We start from the raw sequence: 15,190 nt of genomic DNA, 5'->3' as shown, positions 1-15,190 counted from the left end.
GCCGCGGGGCCGCGCCGGCCGGTGAGCACCAGTCGGCGTACACCGTATTCGGTGATCAGCTGCCGCGCGATCACGGCGCCCAGGCCGCCCGTACCCCCGGTGATCAGCACGGTGCCCTCGGGCCGCAGCGGGGCCGGCACGGTGAGCACGTTCTTGCCGATATGCCGAGCCTGACTCATATGGCGGAACGCTTCCGGCGCCTGGCGTAGATCCCACGCGGTGATCCGTGAGGGCGTCAGGTTACCGGCGTCGAAGAGTTCGACGACGGTGGTCAGGATCTGGCCCAACCGATCCGGCGGCACGTCCAGGAGCATGAAGTGGTGGTAGTCCACGCCGGGGTGATCGGCGGCCACCTGCCCGGGGTCACGCTCGTCGAGGTGACCCATCTCGATGAACTTGCCGCCGTGCGGCATCAGCCGCAACGACGCGTCCACGAATTCGAGCGTCAGCGAATTCAAGACGATGTCCACGCCGCGTCCGGCGGTGGCGTCGAAGAACTTCTGCTCGAAATCCAGGGTGCGCGAATCACCGATCTCGAAATCGTCGAATCCCAGCGCGCGCAACACATCCCATTTGGACCGGCTCGTCGTCGGCAACACCCGCAACCCCAGATGCCGAGCCAATCGAATCGCCGCCAGGCCGACGCCCCCGGTGGCCGCGTGCAGCAGCAGCGTCTGGCCCGGCTGTGCCCCGGCCAGATCGACGAGGCCGTAATAGGCGGTTGCGTACACCACCGGAACCGCGGCAGCCTGGGCGAAGGACCAGCCGCGCGGTATCCGGGCGAGCAGTCGCCGATCGGTGACCGTCACCGCGCCGGCCCCCGACGTGAATCCGAAAACCCGGTCGCCCGGCGCGAATTCGGTGACGTCCGGCGCCACCTCCAGCACGACGCCGGCGCCCTCGACGCAGATGGTCGCGCTGATCGACTGGGATCCGGCAGTCGCATCCGACACCATGCCCAGGGTGATGAGCACATCGCGGAAGTTCACACCCGCCGCGCGCAGCGCGATCCGAACATGACCGGGGGCCAGCTCCCGCAACTCCTCCGGCGTCTCCACCAGGGCGAGGTTGTCACCGGTCAAGGTGCCTTTACCAGAATGGGCCAACCGCCATGCCCGCGAGCGAATGAGCTCGCTCGCGCCGACGAGATCGCCCGGACCGCGGCTGAGCCGGGGGGAATACAACGCCCCGCGCCGGACGGCCAGCTGGGGCTCGTCACCGATCGCCATGGCCACCGCCACGGCACGCCGATAATCATCCTGGTCGTCGACGTCGACGACCAGGATTCGATCCGCGTGCTCACTCTGCGCCGTTCGCAACAGACCCCACGCGGCGGCCGCGGACAGCTCCACCGATTCGCCCGGATGCGTGGCCACCGCCTGGTGGGTCACCACCACGATCGGTTCGTCGCGCGCCAGCAGCCGCTGCATTCGCACCGTCAGTTCGGTGACCGAATCCCGCACGGCCGCAGGGAGATCGCCGGCTGTGCTGCCGCTCGCCGAACGGACGGGATCGAAGCGCACGACCATCACCCGCCGGCCTGCCACCGTCACGACTTCCTCGTCCTGTGCGGGGCCCTCGACATCGACGTCGCCCGGTTCGTCCGGGGACGGCAGTGCCACCCATTCCACTCGGTAACCGACGCCGTCACTGCGACGGCGGGCAGCACCCAGGAGCGTGTCGATCGGGAGTTGCCGCAGCGTCAGCGCCGCCACCTCGGCCACCACCGCGCCCGCGGCATCGGTCACGGTCACGGCGATTCGATCGCTGCCGGAGCGTGCCGCTCGTACCCGCAACGACGTCGCCCCGGTCGCGTACAGCTCGACGTTCTCCCACGAGAACGGAACGGCCACGGCATCGGGGCCGGCGTCGGCGAGCAAGTCGCCCAGGAGGATCGCGTGCAGCGCGGCATCCAGCAGGGCGGGATGAATCCCGAACTCACCGCCGTGCGGCCGCGCCGTTTCCGGCAGCGCGACCTCGGCGAACACCTCGTCATCGCGCCGCCACAGCGCCGTGAGTCCCTGGAACACCGGCCCGTACTCGTATCCCCGCTCGGCCAGGACCGCATACGCATCCGCGACCGGCATCGCCGTCGCCCCCGCGGGCGGCCAGGCGGCCGTTCCCGAGTCGGCCGATGGGGTGTCCGTCTGCGCGGTGACCGATCCCACCGCATGCCGCGTCCATTCCTCGGATTCGTCGGCGTCGTGCGCACGGGAGTACACCGTCACCGGCCGTGCCCCGGTCTCATCGGGACCGCCTGCCATGACCCGCAATTCGACCGCACCGGTGGTAGGCACCGGCAGCGGCGCCTCGAGCACCAATTCCGCCACCCGCGGGGTTCCCAGCAGCGTTCCGACGTGCAACGCCAGCTCCACGAGCGCGGCGCCGGGAAGCAGGGCGACGCCCGCGACGGCGTGGTCGGCCAGCCACGGCTGATCGGCCGTGGAGAGCCTGGCGGTGAAGACCACGTCGGGTGAATCCGGCAGTCGCAGCATCGCGCCCAGCAGAGGATGTCCGGCTTCGGCCAGACCAGATTGCCGCACGTCGGGCGCGACGCCGGGCCGCAGCCAGTACCGCCGGTGCTCGAACGCGTAGGTCGGCAACGCCACCCGATCGGCGTGGGAGGCCAGCGCCGCGGGCGCCACTGCCACGCCCACACAATGCGCCTGCGCCAGCGCCACGGCGATCTGCTCCGGACCCCCGCGATCACGCTGCAACGTGCCGAACACCGCCACCCGGTCGGCCATCCCGAGCGATTCCACGGTCGAAGCCATCCCGACCGTCAGGACCGGGTGCGGGCTCACCTCGATGAATGCGTTCACCCCGGCCCGGGCCAATGCCGCCACCGATTCCGCGAACCGCACCTGCGCGCGTAGCCCCCGGTACCAGTAGTCGGCATCCAACTGCTCGGTATCCACATAGTCCGCGGACACCGTCGAGAAGAACGGCACCGAACCCGGCATCGGCTCGACGGCGGCCAGCTCCGCCGTCACTCGATCCCGAATCGCTTCCACCGCAATCGAATGCGATGCGTAGTCCACCGGAATCCGCCGTACCCACACACCATCGGCCGCACAGGCGGCGACGAACTCGTCCAGTGCGGATGCCTCGCCGGACACCACGGTTTCGCCCGGACCGTTCTCCGCCGCCACCGAGATCCGGTCGCCGAATCCGGCAATACGCTGCTGTACCGCCTCGGTGGTCAAGCGCACCGAGGCCATGCCGCCGTAGCCCGCGAGCTCCTCGGCGACGATCCGGGAACGCAGGGCGACCACCCGGGCGCCATCGGCGGTCGACAACCCGCCGGCGACCACGGCGGCGGCGATCTCGCCCTGCGAATGTCCCAGCACCGCAACGGGTTCCACCCCGTTCGCCCGCCACAGCCGCGCCAGCGACACCATCACCGCGAACAGCACCGGTTGGACCACATCCACTCGTTCCAGTGCGGCCGCGTCCGGCTCCCCGCGCAGCACCGCGGTCAACGACCAATCGACGAACGGTGCCAGCGCGGCCTCACACTCGGCGATCGCCTCCGTGAATACCCCACCCGCGGCGAGTAATTCGGCGGCCATACCCATCCACTGGCTGCCCTGCCCCGGAAACACGAATGCCACCCGACGCGCGACGGCACGCCCGGACACGACGCCGTCGGCGCCGGAAGCCGATTCGGCGAGCCGCGCCACACCGGCCGCCAGATCCGCCGGTTCCCGTGCCACCACCGCAGCGCGCCACTCCAGCTGCGAGCGGTGCCGCAACAGTGAATGCGCGATATCGCCCGGCTGCGCATCCGGATGCGACCCCACCCACTGCGCGAGGCGAACCGCCTGCTCCGGCAGCGCTTCCCGGCTCTGTGCGGACACCACCCAGGTGAAGATCCGGTCGGCGTCGACGGGCCGCGGGTGGTCCGGCCCGGACTCGGAGCCCGACGCCCCGGCCGGCACGGGCGCTTCCTCGAGAATCACATGCGCGTTGGTGCCGCTGATCCCGAACGACGACACCCCGGCACGCCGGACGCGCCCGTCGTCCTGCCAGGGCCGGGCGCGGGTCAGCAACTCGACCGCACCGGCCGACCAATCCACGTGCGGGCTGGGCTCGTCCACATGCAGGGTCCGGGGCAACATCCGATGCCGCAGCGCCTGCACCATCTTGATCACGCCGCCCACCCCGGCGGCGGCCTGCGCATGGCCGATATTCGACTTCAACGAGCCGAGCAGCAGCGGCTGCGACCGGTGCTGTCCGTAGGTGCCGAGCAACGCGTTCGCCTCGATCGGATCACCCAGTGGTGTCCCGGTCCCGTGTGCTTCCACCGCGTCCACATCCGACGGCGTCAGACCGGCATCGGCCAACGCCGCCATGATCACTCGCTCCTGGGAAGGACCGTTCGGCGCGGTCAGGCCGTTGCTCGCTCCGTCCTGATTCACCGCCGACCCGCGCACGACGGCAAGGACGTCGTGGCCCAGCCGCCGCGCATCGGACAATCGCTCGACCACCAGCATCGCCGCCCCCTCCGACCAGGTGATCCCGTCCGCGGCCGCCGAGAACGACTTGCACCGGGCATCCCGGGCCAAACCGCGCTGCCGCGAGAACTCCACGAACACCATCGGTGTCGCCATCACCGTCGCGCCACCCACCAGTGCCAGTGAGCTCTCTCCTTGGCGCAATGCGCGGCACGCGGTATGCAACGCCACCAACGATGACGAACACGCGGTGTCGACGGTCAGCGCCGGTCCCTCCAAACCCAGCGCGTACGACACCCGCCCCGACGCCACGCTCCCCATGACACCGGTGACGGCATAGCCCTCGACCTCGGCCCCGGCCTTACGCGTCACCTCCGCGTAGTCCTGGTACATCACGCCCGTGTAGACACCGGTATCGCTGCCCCGCAACGAGGCCGGGTCGATTCCCGCATCCTCCAACGCTTCCCACGCCACCTCGAGCAGCAGCCGCTGCTGAGGATCCATCGCGGACGCCTCCCGGGGCCCGATCCCGAAGAATCCGGCATCGAAATCGCCTGCGCCGGTGAGGAATCCACCCTCACGGATATAGGACGTCCCGGAATGCTCCGGATCGGGATCGAACAGCCGCTCGAGATCCCACCCGCGATCGGTGGGAAACTCGCTGATCGCGTCGGTTTCCGACATCAGCAGGTCCCACAGCTGGTCCGGCGATCCGACACCACCCGGATAGCGACACGCCATCCCGACGATGGCGATCGGTTCGTCCGCGCGGATCGGTGTCGCGCCGCGGTCCGCGGCTGCGCCGGCGGACCCGTCCGCCGTCTTCTGTTCCACGAGCGACCGCACGAACGCCGCCACCGCCGCCGGTGTGGGGTGGTCGAATACCAGGGTCGAGGGCAGCCGCACGCCCGTCGCCTTGCCGAGCCGGTTACGCAACTCCACACCGCCCAGCGAGTCCAAACCCATGACGCTGAAAGGCTTTTCGACATCGACCTCGCTGGGCGAGGTGTAGCCCAGCACCGCGGACGCGTGCTCTCGCACGAGGTCGAGTACCAGCTCTGCGCGCCGGGCGTCGGGCGCCGCGGCCAAGCGGGCGCCGAGCGAGCCGGGCGTCCGGGCCACCGGCACGGATACGCGCCGCGTGAAGCCGCGCAGGACCGCGGAAACCGCGGCGGCATCGGTCTGCCGGCGCACTGCCGTCGCATCGAACCGGATCGGAGCCAGCTGCGCCTCGGGATGGGCGAGGGCCTGGTCGAACAGCCGCACGCCCTCGGCATCGTCGAGCTGACCGAAACCCATTCGCTCCCAGCGCGCCACGGCCGCGCGGTCGAGTTCACCGGTCATGCCGCTGTCCTGTTTCCACGGCCCCCAGGCCAGCGCTGTGGCCGTCAGGCCCGCGTCCCGCCGCCGCTGCGCCAGCGCATCCAAGTAGCCGTTCGCCGCCGCGTAGTTGCTCTGCCCAGCCGAGCCGAGCGCCCCCGCGATCGACGAGAACAGCACGAACGCCGCGACATCGCGGTCCCGGGTCAGCTCGTGCAGATGCCACGCCCCGTCCACCTTCGGCGCCAGAACTCGATCCACCTGTTCGGCGGTCAGCGATTCCACGGTTCCGTCGTCCAAGACCCCGGCGGTATGGATGACAGCCAACCGGTCGTCGGCTGCGATGGTGCCCAGCAAATCTCGTACCGCGTCCCGGTCGGCGACATCGCAGGCGACCACGCGGGCATCCGCGCCGGCCTGCGTCAACTCGCGCACCAACGCGGCCGCACCGGGCGCTTCGTGACCGCGCCGCGATGTCAGCACCAGCCGTCGCACACCGTGTTCGGCGACGAGGTGACGGGCGAACACGGCGCCGAGACCACCCGTGCCGCCGGTGATCAGCACCGTCGCGTCCGCCAGCGGCGTCGTCGGCTTCGCCACCGGCGCGGGGGCTCGTGTCAGCCGGGGCACCAGAATCTGCCCGTCGCGCACCGCGACCTGAGGCTCCCCCGAACGCAGGACCGCGGCGACGCGGTCGGCCGACAGCGGCTCGGCGGGGTCCTCGTCGATCAGCACGAACCGATCCGGATGCTCCGACTGCGCGCTGCGCACCGATCCCCACACCGCCGCGGCGGCCGGGTGCGCACCCGCGCCGACCGGCCCGGATCCGCCCGTGGTGACCACCACCAACCGGACATCGGACATCCGTTCCGCCGCGAGCCACGACCGCACCATCGCCAGGGTGGCGTGCACCCCGGTCCGGACCGGGCCCGGGTCCATCGCCGCGGGATCGCTGCCGACGGCATGGACGGGCGCCCGCCAGATGACCGCGGCCGGAAGTTCTTCGGCCACAACGATGTCGGCGAGCGAGGTATACGTCTCGGCAACGCCGGCGACATTCGCGCCCGACAGCGCGGCGAGAGTCGATGCGGACGGGTCCGCCGCATCCTGCGGCGCGGGTTCCCAATTGATTCGATACAAGCCGGACCGATCCGCCGCCGCGTCGCCGAGTGCTCCGACGGGAATCGGGCGCATGGTCACCGCACCGATCCCGACAACGGGCGCGCCGTGGGAATCCGTGAGCGACACCGTGATCCGCCGATCACCGCCCCCGGCATCGGCCGCCGCCAACCGGGCCCGCAGCGAGGTGGCCCCCACGGCACGGAGGTCGATGTTCTCCCATGAATACGGCACCAGAATCGTATCCGGCGTCGAAGCGTCCACCAGGCCGCCGGCGAGCAGAGCGTGCAGAACCGCATCCAGCAACGCCGGATGCACACCGAATCGGCCCGCCGAGGGGTACCCCGTCGTTCGGCCGTCCGGGGACTGCGCCTGCTCCGGCAACGTCAATTCGGCGAAAATCTCGCCGTTGTGCCGCCACAGTGCGGTCAGCCCACGAAAAGCGGGACCGTAGTCGTAGCCGCGCCCGGCCAGCTCTGTATAGGCGTCGTGGATCGACACCGGCTGCGCCGCGGCCGGCGGCCGGGTGTCCGGCTGTTGCGCGGGAGACGAGGGCGCTTGTGCCACAAGCGTTCCCGTGGCATGGCGCACCCAGGGTGCCCGCTCCGCTTCGACGTCGTGCTGGGGCCGCGAATGCACCGACAGCTGCCGGGAACCGCCCGCATCGGGACCGCTCACCATCACCCGTAGTTCGACGGCGCCCGTCGCGGGCACGATCAGCGGGGCGGTGACGATGAGCTCGGCCGGTCGCGGGCTGCCGACCACCGCCCCGGCGTGCAGCGCCAGCTCCACGAATGCCGTCCCCGGCACCACGACCGAACCGCCGATCACGTGATCGGCCAACCATGGATGACTCGATAGCGACAGCCGGCCCGCCAGCACCACCCCGTCCGCGTCCGGCAGCCACACCGCCGCACCCACGAGCGGATGTTCGGTGCGGTCCAGTCCCGTCAGCCGCACATCGGCGTTCTCCGCGACATCGGGCAGCCAAAAGCGCCGACGCTGGAACGCGTACGTGGGCAGCGGAATTCGATGCCGCGGGCGAGCGGGGAACAGCGCCGTCCAATCGACCCGGACACCGGATGTGTGAGCCTGCGCCAACATCGTCGACAACTGCACGGCCTCTTCGCGGTCCCGGCGCGCGGCCGCCATCACCACCGACTCCGCGCTTTCCCCGAGGGTCTGCCGGGTCAGCGCGGTGAGCACGCCGTCGGGACCGACCTCCAGGAATCGACGCACTCCCGAGGCGATCAGCGTCTCGATCCCCGGCGCGAAGCGCACCGCTTCTCGCACGTGCCGCACCCAGTAGGACGGCTCCAGCAGCTCGTCTCCGGCGAGCAGGCCGGACAGATTCGACACCACCGGCAGGCGCGGCCGACTATATGTCAATTCAGCTGCGACAGAGGCGAATTCGTCCAGCATCGGCTCCATGAGCGCCGAGTGGAACGCGTGCCCGACCCGCAGTCGCGACGTCTTGCGCCCGCGCCGGACGAACAGCGCCTCGATCTCGGCGACCGCCGTCGCCGTTCCCGAAACCACGAGGGCCTCGGGCCCGTTCACCGCGGCGATGGACACGTGTCCGGAATACCGCGCGACGACCTCGTTCACGTCCGGTTCGGCTGCCTCGACGGCCAGCATCGCGCCGCCCGGCGGCAGCGCACCCATCAGGCGACCACGCGCCGCCACCAACCGGCAGGCGTCCGCGGTCGACCACAGGCCCGCGAGATAGGCGGCCGCGACCTCTCCGATCGAATGGCCGATCAGCACGTCCGGCGTGAGGCCGAACGATTCCAGCAGGCGATACAGCGCCACCTCGAAGGCGAACAGCGCGGGCTGGGTGAACTCGGTCCGATCCAGCACATCCCCGGTATCGGTGAACATCAGCTCGCGCAGCGAACGGCCGAGCAACGGGTCGAAGTGCGCACACACCTCGTCCAATGCCGCCGCGAATACCGGAAACGCCTGGTACAGACCCGAACCCATCCCGACCCGCTGGGCGCCCTGCCCCGTGAACAGGAAGGCCGTGCGGCCCGAGCCGACGACGCCGTCGATCACCCCGGTGCCGGTTCCGGTTTCGGCGAAATTCGCCAGCCTCTCCAGCACCTCGTCCCGATCGCGCCCCAGGATCACACTGCGCGACTCGAGCTGCGCCCGCGATGTCGCGAGTGCGTAGGCGGCGTCGGCGATATCCAGCTCCGGCCGCTCCGAGAGCCAGGCCCACAGCCGAGCAGCCTGCGCGCGCAGTCCGGCCTCCCCCTTGCCCGACACCAGCAGCGGAACGACAGGCAGAGCAGCCGCGTGGTCGTCCGCGGCCGCCACGGGCACGGCGTCCGGTGCTTCTTCGAGAATCAGATGCGCGTTGGTGCCGCTGATCCCGAACGACGAGACCCCAGCCCGCCGCACCCGGTCGCCGGCCACCCATGGTTCGGGCTCGGTCAGCAGCCGCACCGCCCCCGCGGACCAATCCACATGGGGCGAGGGCGTTTCGGCGTACAACGTGCGCGGCAGCCGCTCGTGCCGCAGGGCCTGCACCATCTTGATCACACCGGCGACCCCGGCGGCCGCCACGGTGTGGCCGATATTCGACTTCACCGAACCGATCCGCACCGGCTCCCGGGCATCACGCCCCTGGCCGTACGCGGCGATCAGCGCCTGCGCTTCGATCGGATCGCCCAGGGTGGTGCCGGTCCCGTGTGCCTCCACCGCGTCCACCGCGGCGGCCGAGATCCCGGCGTCGGCGAGGGCCTGCGCGATCACCCGCTCCTGCGACGGCCCGTTCGGGGCGGTCAATCCGTTGCTCGCGCCGTCCTGGTTGACCGCACTACCGCGAACAACGGCCAGAACGTGGTGGCCGAGCCGCTGCGCGTCGGAAAGCCGCTCGAGTACGAGCACGCCCGAGCCCTCGGACCACACCACGCCGTCCGCATCGGCCGAGAACGCCTTGCACCGGCCGACGGGAGACAGTCCACGCTGGCGGGCGAAGTCCACGAACAGATACGGACTCGCCGCAACGGTCACACCGCCGGCCAGCACCAGCGACGTCTCGCCCTGGCGCAGCGCCCGGCAGGCCAGATGCAGGGCCACCAGCGACGACGAGCATGCCGTATCCACCGTCACGGCCGGACCTTCCAGCCCGAGCACGTATGCCACGCGACCCGAGACGACGCTGTGCGAAGTGCCGGTCAGCCGGTACCCCTCCAGCTCGCCGGTCACCCTGCGCGAGTAGCCCGAGGAGCAGGCGCCGACGAATACCGCGGTGTCACTGCCGCGCAACGACGTCGGGTCGATCCCCGCGTCCTCCAGCGCCTCCCACGACGTTTCGAGAAACAGTCGCTGCTGCGGGTCCATCGCCGACGCTTCGCGGGGACTGATACCGAAAAATTCCGGGTCGAAATCGCCTGCGTCACTGAGGAATCCGCCGCGGCGGGTGTACACCGTTCCGGGCGTGCCCGGATCGGGATCGAACAACCGCTCCAGGTCCCAGTCCCGGTCGGTAGGGAAATCGCCGATCACATCCCGGGCCTCGGCGGTCAGGTCCCACAGGTCCTCGGCCGACCGCACACCACCGGGGAATCGGGCACCGATACCGACGATGGCGATCGGTTCGTCCGTGCTCGTCCGTCGTGTCGCCCGGTGCGTCCCCCGGTCGGTGCCGGTGACCCGGGCGTGCAGCAGAGCGGCCACCGCGTTCGCGGTCGGATGGTCGAAGACGAGCGACGCCGGCAGCGCTACACCGGTGACCCGCTTCAGCCGGTTCTGCAGTTCGAGCCCACTGACGGAGTCGAAACCGAGATCGGTGAACGGCAGGTCGGGCCGGATCGTCCGGGCAGAGTCGTGGCCCAACACCGCGGCAGCATGTTCGCGAACGATATCGAGAGCGATTGTCGGACGTTGATATTCGGGGGCAGCCAGCAGAATGCGGGCAAGCGGGCTGTCGTCCCCCGCGCCGCCGCCCGCGGAGGCCGGGGCCGCCGCATCGGGACCTGCCGAGCCGACCGATGCACCGGTCCGGACGCTGGGCCGCTGAAACGCGTACGGCGGCAGTTCGACCCGCGCTCCGCCGGGCACCAGCACGGCCGGGTCCACCGGCACACCGTCGCAGTAGGCCTGGACCAGCGAGGTCAGGAATCGGGCTCGGTCCCCCGCGCCGCGCTGCAGTGTTCCGATGACAGCCGGCCCGTCGGCGCCCACCGCCTCGGCGGTCCGGGCGATACCCATGGTGAGTACCGGATGCGGACTGACCTCGATGAAACCGGTGATACCCGCGTCGATCAGTGCCGCAACGGTATCGGCGAATCGGATCGGTTCCCGTTCCGACCGATACCAGTATTCGGCGTCCAGTTCCGCCGTATCCACCCGGTCGGCGACGACGGGGGAGAAATACGGCACCGAGCCGGACCGTGGGCGGATCGGCGCGAGTTCGGCGAGCAGCCGTTCCCGGATCCGCTCGACCGCCGGCGAATGCGACGCATAGTCGATCGCTACCCGGCGGGCCCGCAACTGCTCGCGCGCACAGTCGGCCAGGAACTCCTCGAGTGCCGGCACGTCACCGGAAACCACGCTCTGCGACGGGCCGTTCACCGCGGCCAGCACGAGCCGGTCCTTGTACTTCGACAGACGTTCTCGCACCGCGCCGGCGTCCAGCCCGACCGAGGCCATTCCGCCCTGTGCGACCAGCTCGTCGGCGATCGCCCGGGACCGCAGCGCCACCACCCGCGCCGCATCGGCCAGCGACAGTCCACCGGCAATATGGGCGGCGGCCACCTCGCCGTGCGAATGGCCGACCACGACATCAGGCTCTACACCGGCCGCTCGCCACATTCGGGCCAGCGAGACCATCACCGCGAAGAGCACGGGCTGCACCACATCCGCGGTCGTCGGCGCGGGCGCGTCCGCGTCGCGGCGCAGCACCGCCGTCAGCGACCAGTCCACATACGGGGCGAGGGCCGCTTCGCATTCGGCGATCGACTCCGCGAAGACGCGGTCCGAATCGAGCAGACCCAGCGCCATTCCCTCCCACTGGCTGCCATTGCCCGGAAAGACGAAGGCGATGCGCCGCCGCTCGAACCGGCCGGTGATCGGATCGATCGCCGGGGCGGGTGCGGCCGGGTCGGCCAATGCCGCCAGGCCGGCCAGCAGTTCCGCGCGGTCCCGCCCGACAACGCCTCCGCGCCAAGGCATCTGGGCTCGCGTGGTGAGCAGCGAGTGGGCCACGTCGACCACGTCCAGCTCCGGGCGGCGCATCAGCCATTCCCGCAACCGGTCCGCCTGGGCCCGCACGCCGCTCTCGCTTCGGGCCGAGACCACCCACGGCACCACCGCGGCCGTGCCGCCAGCCGGGGCGATGGACTCCTCGGCCGGCGGCGGCGTCACGATCAGCCCGAGGTCGGTGCGGCCCGGACCGGCCACCGATTCCGCGTGGCTCAGACGCAATGCAGCCTCGATCAGGCTCGCGATATCCGGCGCGCTCGGCGCTCGACTTTCGTCGCCGACCGCACCTTCACGAAGTACGGCATGGATCCGATCACCGTCGGCGATTGCCCGGGTGAGCGGTTTCAACACCACCATCCCGCCACCGTCGCCGCTCTCCGGCGCCCCGCCGGCCAGCGCGAGATCGCTGTCGCCGCTGCGCAGGCTCTCATATGCCAGCCGGACCGCCACCAGCGACGACGACGTCTGCGCGGCGTCGACCGCGACGCTAGGGCCCTCGAAGCCGAAGTGAGCCGACAGGCGCTCAGCGATGCTGTGCTGCTCGGCGCCGGAAACGAAGACACCGCACCGCAGGCCGTCGAGCGGGTGGGCGACCACGCCCGCGTTCTCGAGCGCCTCCCAACCGAGTTCCAGCGCCGACAGGTGCCGCGAGTCGATCGCCTGCACCACGTCGGGCGAGATCCCGAAGAAGTCCGCGTCGAATTCGGCTGCGGCGCCGAGGAAGCCGGCGCGCTCGGTGATTTCCTCCGGTCCGGCCGGGGCCCCGCCGACGGCAGTACGCCCGTCTCTGAGCAGTTGCCGGTAATCGTCGAGATCGGCCGCCCCCGGCATTCTGCAGGACATACCGACGATAGCGACGGCATTTGCCGATCCGGTCACCTCTGAAATTCCTTCCTCGATGAACGCGTGAACTCGCGAACAACCCTCACCATTGCTCCGGGGTGCGAATTCTGCTTCTATACAACGTTTTTCGACGCGTTCACGGCCCAGCGAAGAGTCCCGAACGATATATGAGCGTCATCCACGCGCGGCCGGCTTCGGCCCGGAGCAGAGGTTGCCGACCGCTCCGGTATGCCGGGTTTCGTGCGGCAGCCGATCCGCGAGCGACCGGAAATCGGTGCGATGCGGGGTTTGCCGGAGCGTTGGGGCGCGCGGAGAAGGGGTAGTGCCCGAGCGAGGTACGTACGACGCATCTACGCGACGGCGCCGTGATCTATCACAAGGATCCCTTTCGGGGTTCGTACAACAGCACAGGACTCATAGTTACTGAACAGTAATTGACCACTCCGGGCTTGCCAACAGTGGGACTAGTGCCTCGTCCAGGAAGGTTGCCGTGGTAACCGGGTGTCGAGTTGATCGTGAGCCTGTGACCGGCGATGCTCCCGGTGGAGGTGGTGCCGGTGGCCAGAAAGCCGGAAGTGTTTGTGCGAGAGGTGACTCCGGCAGAGGGGCGAACAACCGATCAGGATGCGGCGTGCCATTGTGGTTATGGCCTCGGCGCAACGCGGGCCGGTCCCCGCGATCGCCCGGTTGCTGCAGGTCAGCGAAGCCTATGTGCGGCAAGTGATCCACGATTTCAACGAACCGGGGGTTCGAGGCACTGGACCCAGAATGGAACGCGGGCAGGTCAACCCACTGACCGGGCCAGGTGCCCGGGGCCGACCAGCCTCAGCATGAGGTATCAGCCGCTCCCCATGCGTCGGTGAGGCCGGGCCGGTGTATAGCTGCGGGCGCGCGGAGTAGCTGGTGTTTCGTTTCCCAGGAAAGCCCCGGGTGCGCGGTAGTGTGACCGATGTGTGACCGATGCCACCAGAAGCGATGCCGGGAGTATCTGCCCGGCTGGCTCGCGGCGGGACAGCGAGGAACTCCGCGCGGGACCCCGACACGCCCTCCCTGCGGGCTTGCGATGCCAATCTGCGCGGAGTTCCTCGCGCCCGTGCCGCGGGTTTTCAGGCGTGCTCGATCACCGTGCGACCGGTCGACGCGCAGAAAAGGGGTCCACCGATCGAACGACCACCCACCCTTATGCTTCGCCCGAGGAGGTCGACATGTCCGAAGACACACCGGCAATTCCGTCCTGGGTGCCCCGAGACTCATACCCCTTCGAACACCGCTATCTCGACCTGGCCGGCGCTCGCGTCCATTACGTCGACGAAGGCGTCGGTCCACCCCTGCTACTTCTGCACGGCAACCCCACCTGGTCGTTTCTCTACCGTGAGTTGATCACCCATCTCGGCGGCCAATTTCGCTGCATCGCTTTGGATTACCCCGGGTTCGGCCTCTCACGCCCGGGGCCTGAATACGGTTTCACGCCCGCCGAGCACGCGAGGGTCGTCGAGCGATTCGTCACTGAGCTCGACCTGTCGGGCGTGACGCTCATGGTGCAGGATTGGGGCGGACCGATCGGGTTCGCGGTCGCGACGCGGCATCCGGATCGTTTCGCCGCGTTCGTGATCGGCAATACCTGGGCCTGGCCGAAATCGGATCTCGGAACGCAGGTGTTCTCCCGGACGCTGGGCGGCCCGATCGGCAGCTACCTGATTCTGCGTCGAAACTTCTTCGTCGAGAAGCTCATACCGCTCGGTGTCCGCCGCCGGAAGCTATCGGAGTCGGTGATGGAGGCCTACCGTGGGCCGTTCCCGACGTCCGAGTCGAGGCGTCCGACGCACGTGTTCCCTCGCGAAATCCTCGGCAGCCGACCGTTTCTCGCCGAGATCGAGCGAGGGCTGCCCGCCCTGGGTGACAAGCCCGCGTTGCTGGTGTGGCCGACGAAGGATGTGGCGTTCCGCGAACCGGAGCGTCGCCGCTGGGAGCGCGTCTTTCCCCGGCATCGCACCGTCATCCTGAAAGGCGCGGGCCACTACATCCAGGAAGACGCGCCCGATCAGATCATCGCCGCGATCCGGGAATGGGCGCCGCAACGCGACGGCGAAGGTTGAACAACGGCGCAGAATGATTCGCCGACATGGTCGACGAATCACTGACCCGGGCCGCACAGTTCACGACCGATCCGGAAGCTGTTCGCACCGTCCTGCTGGGCACAGCCCGGCCCATCCAGCCATGACGCCCGGAACCTGTTGCCT

3 protein-coding genes are annotated in these 15,190 nt (G+C 69.7%); 2 read left to right on the top strand and 1 reads right to left on the bottom strand.

From position 1 onward, the window contains the following. On the bottom strand, window positions 1-12,986 hold a 12,986-nt coding region (locus NM2_RS24665; protein WP_245718195.1), incomplete at its 3' end, for a type I polyketide synthase. 588 nt (window positions 12,987-13,574) lie between these two features. Between NM2_RS24665 and NM2_RS50970 the strand changes: the two genes are divergently transcribed. Together NM2_RS50970 and NM2_RS24660 are read left to right on the top strand one after the other, a co-directional pair. After that, window positions 13,575-13,784, top strand: a complete 210-nt coding sequence (locus NM2_RS50970) for a helix-turn-helix domain-containing protein (RefSeq protein ID WP_369690336.1) — start codon at window positions 13,575-13,577, stop codon at window positions 13,782-13,784. A gap of 371 nt (window positions 13,785-14,155) precedes the next feature. Then, window positions 14,156-15,046 (top strand): alpha/beta fold hydrolase, encoded by an 891-nt coding sequence (locus tag NM2_RS24660; protein ID WP_067673286.1) that lies wholly within the window; start codon window positions 14,156-14,158, stop codon window positions 15,044-15,046. Window positions 15,047-15,190: the final 144 nt, after the last annotated feature.

The sequence above is a fragment of the Nocardia miyunensis NBRC 108239 genome, assembly GCF_001613065.1.
GTDB classification, from domain to species: Bacteria; Actinomycetota; Actinomycetes; order Mycobacteriales; family Mycobacteriaceae; genus Nocardia; species Nocardia miyunensis.
This window is presented reverse-complemented; position numbering and strand designations above follow the sequence as displayed.